Source organism: Mycobacterium sp. NGS39 (assembly GCF_059812765.1).
In genome coordinates this window covers 18,607-33,137 of record NZ_JCALDH010000006.1, presented here as the reverse complement: position 1 = coordinate 33,137, position 14,531 = coordinate 18,607, and the positions used below count along the sequence as shown (strand labels likewise).

The window sequence follows — 14,531 nt, the reverse complement described above, 5'->3', positions numbered from 1 at the left end:
AAATACCGTGACTCGCGGCATCCAGGCCTCAGCGATTGCCCTTTCGGCCCTCGAAGGAGCATCCAACTTCTTACCCCACGATGGTGAATAACACTTCCACCGCGGGATGCACAAGCCAGAATGCTCGACCTCGCACGTGTGGCGCATCGATGCATCTATCGAGTCGGCATTCGGTGCCCCTCAATTCATCACTCCCCTGTACGGTGACCACCGCCGGGAGCTGATCGGAGACGAACACGACCCACCACAATGTCCGATGTCGATCTATTAGACGGCGAGGGGAGCTGTGGCATTTTCCGCGGCAGGCATTAGGTCGCCATCGACACTATTGCCAACGGTCCTATGCCGCGCGTACCGGAAGCTTCGAAGGCGGGACCACTTTCGCTTTCGGCACGTTTTGGCGACCTGAAATTAAGCGCCCAGCCCCGGCAACGATCACCCCGAACACCTTCATGGTGCTCGTCAGCAGCGTCGACGACATTGGAAGCAGTCAATATTCAGGGCCGCACACCAACATCCGCTACCGATGCCCAGACGCTCAGCGGCGGATGCACGAGCGGTCGACGACGGCTGTGTGCTCACCCTCCCTCCGATCGCACAGCCGCCACAATCGCGTTTACGTCCGATATGCCGGCTGCCGGATTAATACGGCACCTCCAACTCGAGGAATTCCCCTGCCTCGCCTGGAGTCACGCCGAGGTATTGGCAGATCTCGCCGTCCCCGCCACGGCCTCACCCTCTGCGCTCAGAACCAGGACGTACGGCCGGCTGACGCGGTACAACTTCGGTAGCTTCGCCGCAGCATGGTCCATGGAAAGGACGCCGACATGAAGAAGTGGTCGGGTCTCCAACAACTAACGGCAGCGCGGCTCGCGCATCAGCGGATCTCGCTGAAGCAAAGAACCAAGCTCGCCCTGGCCTTGCTCGCGTCCGGGACACTCGCCGCCACCACCCTGTCTGCAACCGCCGGCGCCGACGACGACTTCTCCAACGACCTCAAGTTCCAGTCACCGTCGGGCGACGTCTGGTGTGTCATGCAACGCAACCACAGCAACTTCGATCCGGCCGACTACGGCAAGGGAGAAGCCACGTGCCAGGTTCAAGACCCCACCTACGCCATGCCGCCGCGCCAATATGTCGGGCCCGACGGACGGCCGAGCACCTGCTTCCTAGGCGGCTGGGGCAGTCAGATCTCGATGTATGAGGGCAGGCCGCCGCACCTCGACTGTGTCGGCGGTGTGCTCGTCGACCCGCCCTTGCCGACACTGAACTACGGCGAAACCATGTCACTCGGCGCCATCACCTGTGCCAGCGAGCCGCCTGCCATGACATGCACCGACACGAGTACGGGGCGCTTTTTCCGGATCTCCCGCGACAACTACGACCTCGGGTGACAAGCGCCCCGATCATGAAGCCGGGATCTGTTCGGTCCTGGCCGCAGGTGGATGATCCGAGTCGAGCCCGCCGACCGCACGAAGGCGCCATTCCGGCACGAGCGGCGGCGCTTAGGCGCGCAAAACCGGCAGGTTTTGGAATCGCCAATCAACGGGAACTGCTCACTCACTTCGAACGACCGACAAAGCGGTTGAGTCCGCGCGGTTGCTCGCCACGGTGAGAGGGGATCAACAATGGCGCAGGTGAACGGGCGCAGGCACACAACAATCAAGAGCTGGCCGCATCTTCTCGCGGTCATGGTGCTGTGCTTCGCAGCTCTCGTCACGGCGCCCCTCCCCCTCGCCTCCGCCCAGCCCTGTCCCGACGTCGAGGTCGTGTTCGCCCGCGGCACCGGCGAGCCTCCCGGCGTCGGCGGCGTCGGCCAAGCGTTCGTCAACTCCGTGACCGAGCAAGCCGGCGGTCGGTCCGTCGCCGTGTATCCGGTCAACTACGAAGCCAGCGGCGACTTCGGTGCGGGCATCCAGTTCGCACGAACCGTCGTCGACGGCATCCGCGACGCCGGCTCCCACATCGAAGCCACGGCCGCCAACTGCCCGAACACCAGGATCGTGCTCGGCGGCTACTCGCAAGGTGCGGCGGTCGCGGGCTTCGTCACTTCAGCCTCCGTCCCGGCGAGCATCCCCCCGGAGTTCCTGTCGTACATCCCCCAGCCGATGCCGCCCCAGATCGCTGATCACGTCGCCGCCGTCGTGCTCTTCGGCAAGCCGTCGGACGCGTGGTTGCAGCAATACGGCGCACCGCCGATCGTCATCGGCCCCTTGTACAAGCCCAAGACCCTCGAACTCTGCAATCCCGACGACACCATCTGCAACGGCACTCCGGGTGGTCAACCCTCCATCGCGCATGCCCTGTACGCGGTGAACGGGATGGTGAACGAAGGCGCAGCGTTCGCCGTGGGACGGCTCTGACCGCCTCGCGACCGCGAAGACCGCTAACGCCTGTACGCGGACACGCCGCGGAATCTAGGCTAAGCGCAAAGCGAGCAACCAGATTCACGCAAAGGGGCGGCCATGAGATTCACGACGGTACTTGCGCTGGCTGCGGGATTCGTCGCGGTGCCGTTGGTGAGCGCAGGCACCGCGTCCGCCTGGCCGTCGTATTGCGACGGCGTGGATTGTGTTCCCGGCGTGGCACACAACGCCGTCGAGGGCCAGCACTGCATCGCCTCTGACCGCTACGCCTTCGGCCTCGGCTCGTCACCTACCGGCACCCTGATCTGCTCCGCCACCAACCGCTGGGTGTCAACAGAGCCTCTCATCGGCGTACGCCCACTGGGTGCGCCCTGCCAAGGCGAGAAGGGCACAGCCCAAAGCCCCGACGGCCTGCCGCTGAGCTGCAACGGCCACGGCTGGGTGCAGGACTTCAACAAGATCTATTACGGCCCTTCGGTTTAACCCGACGGGCCGCCCCACCCGATGGGCCTACGTCAGTTCGCTCGGGTCGCGGTGCTTGGCCAAATTCTCGAGCCGCAACAGGCACTCCCGATTCCGCACGTCCATCGCAATCTGCGCGAGCTGATCTGGCACCAAATTCAAAGCGCCTCGCGCGGGGGTCTCTGACATCTCCACCCGACACCCGTTCGGAATGTCCGAAAGCCGCAGCGTCACCTTCGCCGCACCGACTGGCCCCATCTTGGCCAGCAACACGAGTTCGCGTTCGGGCTCGCACTTTTCGGCGACGGTCTCGTCGTCGATCACCAAAGGCCACACACCGATCGAGTGCTGGATCGTGGAACCCGGCGCGGGCCAGTTCTTGTCGACGGCGCGCATGCGACTGTTGCCGACCACCCACTGCGAGTAAGTCCACCCGTCGGCCAGCACGTCCCACACCCGGTGGCGTGGCGCGTCGATGTCACGCGTGACGGTCATGCACAAATCCTTCCGCCGCAGATGCTGATTTCCGGCCGACTGGTACCCGGCCCACGCGCAGCCGACGCGTGAACCTGATTACAACCGCGGGTTCAGCCTCCGACGGGGAAGCACCAACTCATCGGAACGAACGGCACGGGCGCACCGATGCACATGGTCACCGGAACCGGCGGCGGCGCAGGTGGCGGCGGCGCCGGTACCACGCATGCGTTGGCTCCGGGATCCCAAACCGTCCCTCCGTCGCAGGCCCAGCTGACTGCCGGACTGATGACCGTCGTGGCGGCAAGAGGACCCAACACCAACGCGGCCAGCGACACCATCCACACCGCGACTCGGCGCAACTTTTCATTCATCCGAAGCCTCCTTGACGTCCCCGACCTCGGTTACTCAAATTTACGCTCTAACGCTCTTTGCGATTGCGAAAATTTGCTGTGGGCTTAGAGACATTAGTCCCTTCGCCCGGTGACCAATCGCCTTGGTGCAGCGCGAGCTTCGCGCCGTAGGGTCGATGTGACGTCGGACAAGGTTGGTTGCGTCTGGTCCCCCGTCAGGCGACCTGGATGCAACCGCGGATGTTAAGAAGCCAGCACCGCTCCTACGTCGCCGCTACGGCTACCCCAGCGTGGCCTTGATATCGGGGATCATCGCCTGCAGCTGCGCTCCCCAGTAGGCCCAGTTGTGCGTCCCGTTCGGCGGGAAGTTGAACGTCGCATTGTGCCCACCGGCGGCGGTGTACTTGTCCTGGAACTTGATATTGCTGTCCCGGATGATGCTCTCGAGCACCTTGGCCGGCACGTCTGCGCCGCCGAGTTCGGTCGGCGTGCCGTTCCCGGCGTACACCCACAGCCGCGTGTTGTTGTCGACCAGCCGCGGGATCTGCAGCGTCGGGTCGTTGCGGGCCCAGGCCGGATCGCTGGACGGACCCCACATCGCGTCCGAACTGAAGCCACCGGAGTCGCGCATCGAGATGCCGATCAAAAACGGCCCCATGGCCTGCGACGGGTCCAGCAGAGCCGACAGCGATCCGGCATAGATGAACCTGTCCGGGTGATACGCCGCGAGAATCAGCGCCGACGAACCGGACATCGAAATACCCACAACCGCATTGCCGGTGGGGCTGATGTTCTTGTTGGCGGCCAGCCACGATGGCAGCTCGGACGTCAGGAACGTCTCCCACTTGTACGTCCACGTCCCGCCGTTGCCCACCGCCGGCTGGTACCAGTCGGTGTAGAAGCTCGACATGCCGCCGACGGGCATCACAGTGGCCAGGCCCGAGTTCAGCGTCCACTCGAACGAGGGAAGCTCGATGTCCCAGCCGTTCCAATCGTCGCGGGCTCGCAAGCCGTCGAGCAGATAGATCGCGTGTGAGCCACCGGGCTGGAACTCGACCTTGATGTCACGGCCCATCGACGGCGACGGAACCTGCAGATATTCGACCGGAAGGCCGGGCCGGGAGAATGCTTTGGCGTCCGGTGCGCTCAACACGCTTGCCAAGCCGGGCAGTAGGACCGCGACCACCGCAGCGATCAACAGTCGACGCGCCCGGCGAACCGGCCGCAGCTCGCGTTCACCCATACCAGACCTCCAATGCCGAGTGCCACTCTCGCCGGAACTTACTACCCGCCCGGCGTGACCTCAATCACCAGTCACTTTTTGCGTGGCGCCGACCGTCAACCGAAAGTTGACGCTGCGGCATGGTCAACCTAAAGTTGACGCCATGCCTGCTACGCCGCTGGTCAACGTCCGCCTCGACGACCTCATCGACGCCATCAAAAAAGTGCACCCCGACGCCCTCGACCAGCTGACCGACGCGGTGCTGGTCGCTGAGCATCTAGGCGAGCTCGCCGACCATCTGATCGGCCACTTCGTCGACCAAGCCCGCAGGTCCGGCGCGTCATGGACCGAGATCGGCAAGAGCATGGGCGTGTCCAAGCAGGCCGCGCAGAAAAGGTTCGTGCCCAAACCTGAGACGACGCTGGACCCGGCACAGGGCTTCAGTCGCTTCACCCCGCGCGCCCGCGCGGTGGTCGTGGCGGCGCAGAACCTGGCGCGCGAGGCAAGCAACGCCGAGATGACGCCCGCTCACCTCCTCCATGCGCTGGCCGCCGACGAGAACTCGCTGGCGATGCGCGTCCTCGCTGAGCGGGGCGTCGACGCCGCAGCGCTTCGCAGCGCGGCACCGCTGCCGCCGCGACAAGACGACATCCCGGCCCTGGTGCCCTTCAGCAGCGCATCACGCAAGGTCCTCGAGCTCACGCTCCGCGAGGCGCTGCGGCTCGGCCACTACTACATCGGTACCGAACACATCCTGCTGGCGCTGCTGGAGACAGAGGACGGCGACGGGCCGTTGCACCGCCTCGGCGTAGCCAAAGCCGACGTGGAGGCCGACGTGGTCGCCGCACTGCAGGCGTTCGTCGACGCCGAGGGAGCCTCGCCGGGTGGCGATCCCGCGTAATGTCCGGCTGATGAAGCTCGACGAGCACGCGCGGGCGCTGATCGGATACGGCGCCGACGCCACCCTGGTCACCCTCAACCCCGACGGCAGCCCGCACGTCAGCGTGGTCTGGGTTGCGTTGCGCACCACGCCCGAGGGCGACGACGAGTTGGTGACCGCCCATCTCGGCGAGTACCAGAAGGTGCGAAACATCAGGCGGGACAATCGTGTTGCGCTCACCGTCCTCTCCGAGGACCGCAGCGGACCCATGACGCCCTACCTGTCGATCACGGGCACGGCACGCGTCGAGGAAGGCGGGGCGCCCGAACTGTTGCGCGAGCTCGCCAAGACCATGATCGGCCCGGACGCGAAGTTCCCTCCGATGGACGACCCGCCGCCCGGCTTCGTCACTCACATCGCGATCGCCAAGACCGGTGGCGTCGGCCCCTGGGCTGAGTAACTCATGTTTTCCGGCGCCTTCGTGTGACATCATGCGAGGCAGCTAAGGAGGACATGATGCGCCGCTGGTTCCTCGGACTGTTCGCTGCGATGCTGATGGCCGGCGTGTCCGTCGCACCTGAAACCTCTGCGGGCGTGGCCCCGATCGGTCGCCTCGGCGATACCCTGCGCGTCACGGACGGCACCATCACCGCCGACGTCACGGTGAGCAGCGTGCTGCCGTCCGACATTCCGCCCGGATGGGGCTATCCGCCGCGGTGGCCCCGCTCGGAGGTCTGGCGCGCACAGGTCGCGGTCACCGCGGTCGAGGTGCCCTCGAAGTCCGCGATGGCGCCGAAGTTTTCGTTTCAGGGCGTCACCCCCACCGGCGACGCCTACCTCCCTCGCAGCACCGACGCGCCCGACGCGCTGCAATACGCACTCCTCAACGCACCGCAAGGCTCGACGGTCAGCGGCGGTGTGTATTGGGACTGTTACCGCGACCTGGTGACCAATGTGGTACTGATCGACCCGAAGACCGGTGTTCACTTGGCGCAGTGGAACATCTAGAGATCACCACCGCCTGCCGCGCTGACATCGACGAACTGGCCGCCGTCGCCTCCTGCACATTCCCGCTGGCGTGCCCGCCCGGCGCGACGGCTCAAAACATCACGGCTTTCATCGAGAACCAGTTGTCCGCCGAGCGATTCGCGGAGTACCTCACCGATCCCGATCGGGCCGTTCTCGTCGCCCGCGCCGGCAGCCGAATTCTGGGCTACTGCATGTTGATTCGCGGCGTGCCGGACGACCCGGACGTGCAGCGCTCGGTGACCGCCCGGCCCGCCGTCGAGCTGTCGAAGATGTATGTGCTGCCTGACAGCCACGGCGTCGGCGTCTCGGCCGCGTTGATGACCGCAGCCCTGAAGACAGCCACGGCGATGGGCGCCGAAAGCATCTGGCTGGGCGTCAACCAGGAAAACCAACGGGCACAACGCTTTTACGCAAAACACGGCTTCAAGGTGAACGGCACCAAGACATTTCAGCTGGGCAGTGCTGTCGAACGCGACTACGTGATGGTGCGACGGGTCCGCCCCGCGCCAGATGTGCTGCAATCGGTCCAATGACCGACGACGACGCCGCCGCGCAGTTCACCCGGCTGGACTCACTGACATCCGTCGACGCAGCCGAGCTGCCCGCCCTCTATGCGTACCCCGACGAGCTGAGCTCGTGTTGGGTGCGGGCCAACATGATCGCCAGCGTGGACGGCGGCGCCACCGTCGACGGGCGCGCCGGCGGGCTCGCCGCTGCGGGTGACCGGGTGCTGTTCAAGGTCATGCGCGAGCTCGCCGACGTGATCCTCGTGGGCGCCGGCACTGTGCGCGCGGAGAACTACTCGGGCGCCCAGTTGAGCGTGGCCGCCCGTCAGGCCCGCCAAGCGCGCGGGCAGTCCGAGATCCCACCGATCGCTGTGGTCACCGCCTCGGGCGCCCTCGATCCGGCCAGCCGCCTGTTCACGCTCACCGAGACCCCGCCGCTGATCGTCACCACCGCCGCATCGGCCGAGGCCACCCGCGACCGGCTGCAGGGCAAGGCCGAGGTGCTCGACGCGTCGACCCGCGACCCGATCACCGTCGACCCGGCCGCGGTCCTGGGCATGCTCGCCGAGCGGGGGCTTCGTCGCGTGCTGTGCGAGGGCGGCCCGATGCTGCTGGGCGACATCGTGGCGCTGGACCTGCTCGACGAGCTGGCGCTGACCATCGCGCCGATGCTGGTGGCCGGCGGCGCACCACGCGTGGTGACCGCGCCGGGTCCCGTCGACACCCAACTGCGCACCGCGCAGATCCTCAGCGACGCCGACGGCTACCTGTACTTGCGCTACAACCGGGCGGGGTAGGTCTGCTCGCTAGTCTGGTCAGCATGCCGTTTTCCGGGCCGGGGCGCGCCGCGGCAATCGTCGCGACCGCCGGCGTGCTCGCCGGATGCGCCCCTGGCCTGGCTGCCAACCCGCGGTACGCCACCGACTCGGGTCACGGGTCGCACGCCGGCCCGACGTCCGCGCCCGCCCCGCAGGGCCCGCCGCCGGTCGAGGCACCGAAGAACGACCTCGCGTGGAAAGACTGCAGCTCGCGGTTGTTCTCCGAGCTGGCCGTCGCCCCGCCGGTCGGCGTGACGCTGGACTGCGCCACGTTCGACGCCGACCTCGACCCCATCAACAACGCCAGCGGAACCGTGACCATCGGCGTGGTCCGCGCCCGCTCGGCGCAGACCCCGCCCGACGCCGGGCCGCTGGTGATCACCACCGGATCGGATCTGCCGTCGTCGGTGCAGCTGCCGGCGTGGCTGACGCGCGCAGGCACCGACGTGCTCAAGAGCCGGCCGGTCGTGGCGATCGACCGTCGCGGGATCGGCCTGTCCGGTGCGCTGGACTGCCGCGACTCGTTCGACCGGCAGGAGATGCACGACCAAGCTCAGTTCGAATCCGGCGACGATCCCGTCGCCAAGCTCGGCGAGATCGTCGTGACCGCCACCACCAACTGCACCGACACCATCTCCCCCGGCGACTCCGCCTACGACAACTCGCACGCCGCCGAAGACATCGAGCGACTGCGCACGACGTGGGACGTACCGACGCTGGCACTGCTGGGCATCGGAAACGGCGCGCAGGTGGCGCTGGCCTACGCCGGCCGGCATCCCGACAAGGTGGCCCGGCTGGTCCTGGACTCGCCGATCCCGCCCGCGATCAACGCCGAAGGCGCCGAAGAGCAGCAGGTCAAAGGCGAGCAGGCCGCGCTGGACGCGTTCGCCGCCCAGTGTGCCGCCGCGAACTGCCCGCTGGGGCCGGATCCGAAGGGCGCGGTCGACGCGCTGATCGCGGCCACTCGCGCCGGCCGCGGCCCGGGAGGCGCCTCGACGGCAGCGGTCACGTCGGCGATCAGCACAGCGTTGGCCTTCCCGCGCGGCGACCGGGCGTCGTCGACGAACGCGCTGGCGACCGCGCTGGCGTCGGCACGCTCCGGCGACGTGAACCAGCTCAACAACCTCATCAACCAGGCGCAGTCGACGCGGCAGACCGACGGGCAGTTCGTCAACCAGTGCAGCGACTCCCTGAACCGGCCCACGCCCGACCGGGTCCGCGAACTCGTCGTCGAGTGGGGTAAGGAGTACCCGCAGTTCGGCGCCGTCGGGGCGCTCGATCTGGTCAAGTGCCTCAACTGGCCCAGCGGCACCGCGCCGCCGGACCCGAAGAACCTCAAGGTGAACGTCCTGCTGATGGGCGGCCTGAACGACGCGGTCGCGGGCAGTGACGGAGTGGCGTCGGTGTCGGCGACCGTGCTCAACGCCGGGGTGGCCAGCAAGCGGGTGATGTGGCAGGGCATCGGCCACGGCGTGAGCATCTATTCGCCGTGCGCCGCGCCCCCGCTGGTCGGCTACCTCGACAGCGGAAACCTTCCCGCCACCGACACGTATTGCCCCGCCTGATCTCGACATCGGCGTCGGGTACGGTGCGCTCGTGGCGCTTCCAGACTCTGTACTAGCTGTCTTCCGGCCCCGCACCACCCCGCCTCCTGCCTCCGCGGTGTTGCGCACGATCTTGTGGCCGCTGGCAATTCTGTTCGTGATCCACCGCAGCTACGTGCTGGCCACCAACGGCTACATCACCGACGACTACGGGCCGGTCTATCGCGCCGTATCGAACTTTCGGCGCGGACTCGACATCTACAACGAGCATTTCGACTACGTCGACCCGCACTATCTGTATCCGCCCGGCGGCACACTGCTGATGGCGCCGTTCGGTTTTCTGCCGGTGGACGCCTCGCGCTACTGGTTCATCTTCTTCAACACCGTCGCGATGGTGCTGGCGGCATACCTACTGGTACGGCTGTTCAAGTTTTCCGTCACCTCGGTCGCGTTCCCGGCGTTGCTGGCGGCGATGTTCTGCAGCGAAGCCGTCATCAACACACTGGTTTTCGCGAATATCAACGGAATCATCCTGCTGCTCGAGGTGCTGTTCTTCCGATGGCTGCTGGACGGAAAAGTGAGCCACCAGTGGTGGGCCGGTGTGGCGGTCGGGCTGTCGCTGGTGGTCAAGCCGCTGCTGGCGCCGCTGCTGCTGTTGCCACTGCTCAACCGCCAGTGGCGCGCATTGGTGACCGGGATCGCCGTGCCGCTGGTGTTCAACGTCGCGGCCTTCCCGTTGGTCGCCGACCCGATGAACTTCTACCGCCGCACCCTGCCGTACATCCTGTTCACCACTCGGGACTACTTCAACAGCTCGATTGCGGGCAACGGCATCTACTACGGCTTGCCGTCATGGCTGATTCTGTTGCTGCGGTTGATCTTCGGCGTCTTGGTGGTTGTTTCGCTGTGGCTGCTGTACAAGTACTACCGCACCCGCGATCCGTTGTTCTGGTTCTGCACTTCGTCGGGTGTGCTGCTGATCGCGTCATGGCTGCTGGGTTCGCTTGGTCAGGCCTACTACTCGATGACGCTGTTCCCGTTCTTGATGACGGTGGTGTTGCGCAACTCGGTGATCCGCAATTGGCCGGCATGGCTTGCGGTCTACGGCTTCTTGTCCGCCGACAGGTGGCTGCTTCAGTACTGGCCCAGCACCGGCCGGGCGCTGGAGTATCTGCGCGTCACCTGGGGCTGGTCGCTGATGCTGGTGGTGGTGTTCAGCGTGCTGTACTTCCGCTATCTGGACGCCAAGGCGGAAAACCGGCTGCAGTTCGGAATCGACCCGCCTTGGATGACGGCCGACGAGCGGCGCGCTAGCGTGAACGCATGACGTCTCGCCCGAAACTCGAACTGTCAGACGCGGAATGGCGTGAGCGGCTCACGCCCGAGGAGTTTGAGGTGCTGCGGCGAGCAGGCACCGAGCCGCCGTTCACCGGCGAGTACACCGACACCAAAACCGAGGGTGTCTACGAATGCCGGGCCTGCGGAGCCGAGTTGTTCCGCAGCACCGAGAAGTTCGAATCCCATTGCGGCTGGCCGTCGTTCTTCGACCCAGCCCGATCCGACGCGGTGGTGCTGCGGCCGGACACCTCACTGGGCATGACGCGCACCGAGGTGCTGTGCGCCAACTGCCACAGCCATCTAGGTCACGTGTTCGCCGGTGAGGGCTACCCCACCCCGACCGATCAGCGCTACTGCATCAACTCGATCGCGCTGCGCCTCAAGCCCGCTTCGTGATTTCGGTGCGCTAACGGGCGGTCAGCGCCGGTTAGCGCACCGAAATCGCCTAAGGCAGGCGCTCGACGAGCTGTTCCACCGAGACCCGTGGGCCGGTGAAGAACGGCGTCTCCAGACGCGTATGCCGACGCGCGTCGGTAGCCCGCAGTTCGCGCATCAGGTCGACGATGCGGTGCAACTCCGGCGCCTCGAACGCGAGAATCCACTCGTAGTCGCCCAGCGCGAACGCCGGAACAGTGTTGGCGCGCACGTCTTTGTAGGCCCGCGCCGCCATGCCGTGCTCGGCGAGCATGCGGCGGCGTTCCTCGTCGGGCAGCAGATACCACTCGAGCGAGCGCACGAACGGGTACACGCACACGTACGCCCCGGGTTCCTCGCCGGCCAGGAACGCCGGGATGTGGCTCTTGTTGAACTCGGCCGGCCGGTGCAGCGCCACGCTGCTCCACACCGGGCTGCTGGCCCGGCCCAGCGCCGTGGTGCGCCGGAAGTCGGAATAGGTCGCCTGCAACGCCTCGACCCGGTCGGCGTGGATCCAGAACATGAAGTCCGCATCGGCCCGCATGCCCGCGACGTCGTAGATCCCACGGACCACGACGCCGTTGTCCTCCTGCTGCTTGAGGAACGTGGCGGTTTCGTCGACGACGGACGTGCGGTCGTCACCCAAGGCGCCCGGGCGCACCGCGAACGCGGAGAACATCAGGTAGCGGATGGTGCTGTTGAGTTCGTCGTAGTCGAGCCGGGCCATGGCTCTATCGTGCCACGGACGCCCTGACGAGCCGGTTGGCCGCCGCGGCGCCCGAGGCGATGCATGCGGGGACTCCGATGCCGTCGAGATAGTTGCCCGCCACCGCCAGCGTGTCGGGCAAGCCGGCCCGTATCCGCTCGACCAGACCGCGGTGGCCGGGTCCGTACTGCGGCATCGCGTCCAGCCAGCGCGCCACGTGCGCGTCGACGGGGTCGACCTCGATCCCGAACAACGCCGACAGGTCGTCGAGCGCCCACGACACCAGTTGATCGTCGCTGGCCGTGCGGGCGACGTCGTCGCCGAAGCGCCCGAAGCTCAGCCGCAGCAGCTCGACGTCGCCGGGTCTCCCCCACTTTCGGCTCGACAGCGTTATGGCCTTGGCGTGCAACGGTTCTCCACTGGCCACGAGCACTCCGGAGCGCTGCGGGAGGTCCGTGCCGGCGGGCAGGGCCAACGCGAGCACGACCGATGACGCGACCGGGATGCGGGCAGCGGTCGACGCGGAGTCGGGGGCGACGTCGGCGAGCAGGGCCGCCGCCTGCGGCGCGGGCGCCGCCAGTACCACCGCGTCCGCATGCGCGCCGCCGACGTGCCAGCCGTCGGCGTCCCAGCGCAGCGACGTCACGGCGCTCTGGACCACCCGTGCGCCGCTTCGGCGGCGCAGCTCGTCGACGAGCCGCCGATATCCCCCCTCGACGGCGCGGAAGACGGGGCTCCCCGACGGCGGGGGCAGCGCCGCGCGCGCGGCTGCCGTGAGGCTGGCTGCGCCGTTGTCCAGCGCCGACGCCACCCCAGGCGCGGCCGACCGCAGACCGATGCTCGCCGCCGAGCCGGCATAGACGCCGGCGAGCAGCGGGTCGACCGACCTGGCCACCACCTGCGGGCCGAACCGATCGGCCACCACGTCGGCGACGGAGACGTCGGCGCCGGCTGTCCACCGCCATGGCCGCGACGCCTCGGCCCTGATCTGCGCGACGGTGGCGTCATCGACGAGGCCGGCCATTGACTCCGCCGACGTGGGGATGCCGTTGACGGTGCGTTCCGGTAGCGGGTGCAGGCCGCCGCCGGCGTAGATCAGCGGGCGAACCCCTGTGGTGTCGACCTGTGCGTCGGCCATCCCCAGCTCGGCCAGCAGCGCGGGCACTTCCGGACGCCGCGCGACGAACGCCTCGGCCCCCACGTCGAGCGCGTGGCCCGCGAACGGCACCGTGCGCAGCGTTCCGCCCAGCGCGTCGGCCGGCTCGAACAGCGTGATCTCGGCGTCCTCACCGAGCAGGCGCCGCAGCGTCCACGCCGCGGACAGGCCCGAAATACCGCCTCCCACAACGCAATACGAGACGGTCACAGAGAGTGCACCAGCGTGACCAGTTCGGTGACGACACCCGGATCGGTACCCGGCAGCACCCCGTGGCCGAGGTTGAAGATGTGCCCCGCCGCCCCGGCGTCCACCGCGCGGCGCCCGTCGTCGACCACGCGGCGAGCCTGCGCCTCGACCACCGGCCAGCCGGCCAGCAGCACCACCGGGTCGAGGTTGCCCTGCAGTGCGGTCCCGGGTTGCACACGGGACGCGGCGTCGGTGAGCGACGTGCGCCAGTCCACCCCGATTACCGACGCGCCCGCCGCCGACATCGCACCGAGCAGCTCGGCGGTGCCCACGCCGAAGTGCGTCATCGGAATCCCCGCGGCGGCCAGTGCGCTGAAAACCCTTGTGCTGTGCGGTAATACATACTCGGTGTAGTCGGCCAGCGACAGCGCCCCGACCCAGGAGTCGAACACCTGGATCGCGTCGACGCCCGCGTCGACCTGGACGCGCAGGAACGCGATGGTCAGGTCGGTCAATGCCGCCATCAGCGCATGCCAGCTCTGCGGATCGCCGAGCATCATCGCCTTGGTGCGCTCGTGGTGCCGGCTCGGGCCGCCCTCCACGAGATAGGAGGCCAGCGTGAACGGGGCGCCGGCGAAGCCGATCAGCGGGACGTCACCCAGCGCGTCGACCAACAGCCCCACCGCTCGCGAGACAGACAAAACACGTTCTGGCTCAAGCGGTTTCAGTGCCTTGACATCAGCAGCGGTCCGAACGGGATGTTCGATCACCGGCCCGACGTCGGGCACGATGTCCAATGCGATACCCGCCGCACGCAGCGGCACCACGATGTCGGAGAACAGAATCGCGGCATCCACCCCGTGCCGGCGCACGGGCTGCAGCGTGATCTCGCAGACCAGTTCGGCGTCGAAGCAGGCCTCCAGCATGCTGCGCTTGGCCCGCACTGCACGGTACTCCGGCAGCGACCGGCCCGCCTGGCGCATGAACCACACCGGGATGCGGCTCGGCTTGCGGCCGGTCGCGGCCGCCAGGTACGGCGCCTTGGGCAGGTCACGGCGGGTACTCATCACCACC

General features: G+C 67.3%; 17 protein-coding genes. 11 read left to right on the top strand and 6 right to left on the bottom strand.

The annotated features are described in order from the left end of the window. Positions 1 to 827: 827 nt before the first annotated feature. The 3 genes from AC5Y39_RS10090 to AC5Y39_RS10080 all read left to right on the top strand — a co-directional run bounded on the left by AC5Y39_RS10090 (position 828) and on the right by AC5Y39_RS10080 (position 2,849). Positions 828 to 1,394 carry a DUF6636 domain-containing protein gene (locus AC5Y39_RS10090; RefSeq protein WP_500017431.1) on the top strand — a complete coding sequence of 189 codons (567 nt, stop codon included), beginning with the start codon at positions 828 to 830 and terminating at the stop codon, positions 1,392 to 1,394. 297 nt (positions 1,395 to 1,691) lie between these two features. Next, a complete protein-coding gene (locus tag AC5Y39_RS10085) occupies positions 1,692 to 2,363 on the top strand; it encodes a cutinase family protein (RefSeq protein ID WP_500017531.1) in 672 nt (223 codons plus the stop codon). A 102-nt stretch (positions 2,364 to 2,465) separates the two neighbouring features. Further along, on the top strand, positions 2,466 to 2,849 hold the full coding sequence (locus AC5Y39_RS10080) for a hypothetical protein (RefSeq protein ID WP_500017433.1): 384 nt from the start codon (positions 2,466 to 2,468) through the stop codon (positions 2,847 to 2,849). A gap of 27 nt (positions 2,850 to 2,876) precedes the next feature. On the opposite strand, the gene AC5Y39_RS10075 is transcribed toward AC5Y39_RS10080, so the two are convergent. The 3 genes from AC5Y39_RS10075 to AC5Y39_RS10065 all read right to left on the bottom strand — a co-directional run bounded on the left by AC5Y39_RS10075 (position 2,877) and on the right by AC5Y39_RS10065 (position 4,898). After that, a complete protein-coding gene (locus AC5Y39_RS10075; RefSeq protein ID WP_500017435.1) occupies positions 2,877 to 3,323 on the bottom strand; it encodes an SRPBCC family protein in 447 nt (148 codons plus the stop codon). A 92-nt stretch (positions 3,324 to 3,415) separates the two neighbouring features. Continuing rightward, a complete protein-coding gene (locus AC5Y39_RS10070) occupies positions 3,416 to 3,676 on the bottom strand; it encodes a hypothetical protein (RefSeq protein WP_500017437.1) in 261 nt (86 codons plus the stop codon). Between the two features lie 259 nt (positions 3,677 to 3,935). Further along, positions 3,936 to 4,898 (bottom strand): esterase family protein, encoded by a 963-nt coding sequence (locus AC5Y39_RS10065; protein ID WP_500017439.1) that lies wholly within the window; start codon positions 4,896 to 4,898, stop codon positions 3,936 to 3,938. A gap of 142 nt (positions 4,899 to 5,040) precedes the next feature. On the opposite strand from AC5Y39_RS10065, the gene AC5Y39_RS10060 reads away from it, so the two are divergent. The 8 genes from AC5Y39_RS10060 to msrB are packed head-to-tail and all read left to right on the top strand — an operon-like array spanning position 5,041 to position 11,388. Beyond that, entirely contained in the window at positions 5,041 to 5,778 is a 738-nt protein-coding gene (locus AC5Y39_RS10060) for a Clp protease N-terminal domain-containing protein (protein WP_500048212.1), read from the top strand. Between the two features lie 10 nt (positions 5,779 to 5,788). Then, on the top strand, positions 5,789 to 6,217 hold the full coding sequence (locus AC5Y39_RS10055) for a TIGR03618 family F420-dependent PPOX class oxidoreductase (RefSeq protein ID WP_500017535.1): 429 nt from the start codon (positions 5,789 to 5,791) through the stop codon (positions 6,215 to 6,217). 56 nt (positions 6,218 to 6,273) lie between these two features. Next, the gene (locus AC5Y39_RS10050; protein WP_500017441.1) at positions 6,274 to 6,765 is read left to right on the top strand and encodes a DUF1942 domain-containing protein; all 492 of its coding nucleotides are present in this window, start codon (positions 6,274 to 6,276) and stop codon (positions 6,763 to 6,765) included. Beyond that, positions 6,753 to 7,319 carry a GNAT family N-acetyltransferase gene (locus AC5Y39_RS10045; protein ID WP_500017443.1) on the top strand — a complete coding sequence of 189 codons (567 nt, stop codon included), beginning with the start codon at positions 6,753 to 6,755 and terminating at the stop codon, positions 7,317 to 7,319. The genes AC5Y39_RS10050 and AC5Y39_RS10045 overlap by 13 nt, the downstream gene beginning before the upstream one ends. Continuing rightward, positions 7,316 to 8,089, top strand: a complete 774-nt coding sequence (locus AC5Y39_RS10040) for a pyrimidine reductase family protein (protein ID WP_500017445.1) — start codon at positions 7,316 to 7,318, stop codon at positions 8,087 to 8,089. Before AC5Y39_RS10045 ends, AC5Y39_RS10040 begins: the two co-directional genes overlap by 4 nt. A gap of 23 nt (positions 8,090 to 8,112) precedes the next feature. After that, positions 8,113 to 9,675 (top strand): alpha/beta fold hydrolase, encoded by a 1,563-nt coding sequence (locus tag AC5Y39_RS10035; RefSeq protein ID WP_500017447.1) that lies wholly within the window; start codon positions 8,113 to 8,115, stop codon positions 9,673 to 9,675. Positions 9,676 to 9,706: 31 nt separating this feature from the next. Continuing rightward, positions 9,707 to 10,981 carry an arabinofuranan 3-O-arabinosyltransferase gene (gene aftC, locus AC5Y39_RS10030; protein WP_500017449.1) on the top strand — a complete coding sequence of 425 codons (1,275 nt, stop codon included), beginning with the start codon at positions 9,707 to 9,709 and terminating at the stop codon, positions 10,979 to 10,981. Further along, a complete protein-coding gene (gene msrB / locus AC5Y39_RS10025) occupies positions 10,978 to 11,388 on the top strand; it encodes a peptide-methionine (R)-S-oxide reductase MsrB (RefSeq protein ID WP_500017451.1) in 411 nt (136 codons plus the stop codon). The genes aftC and msrB overlap by 4 nt, the downstream gene beginning before the upstream one ends. A 49-nt stretch (positions 11,389 to 11,437) precedes the next feature. On the opposite strand, the gene hemQ is transcribed toward msrB, so the two are convergent. From hemQ to hemE, 3 genes are read right to left on the bottom strand one after another with little or no spacing between them, the layout of a single operon-like run. Further along, positions 11,438 to 12,133 (bottom strand): hydrogen peroxide-dependent heme synthase, encoded by a 696-nt coding sequence (gene hemQ / locus AC5Y39_RS10020; protein WP_500017453.1) that lies wholly within the window; start codon positions 12,131 to 12,133, stop codon positions 11,438 to 11,440. Between the two features lie 4 nt (positions 12,134 to 12,137). Next, complete coding sequence (locus AC5Y39_RS10015) at positions 12,138 to 13,478, bottom strand: protoporphyrinogen oxidase (RefSeq protein WP_500017455.1); 1,341 nt, start codon at positions 13,476 to 13,478, stop codon at positions 12,138 to 12,140. Continuing rightward, on the bottom strand, positions 13,475 to 14,524 hold the full coding sequence (hemE, locus tag AC5Y39_RS10010) for a uroporphyrinogen decarboxylase (protein WP_500017457.1): 1,050 nt from the start codon (positions 14,522 to 14,524) through the stop codon (positions 13,475 to 13,477). Before hemE ends, AC5Y39_RS10015 begins: the two co-directional genes overlap by 4 nt. Positions 14,525 to 14,531: the final 7 nt, after the last annotated feature.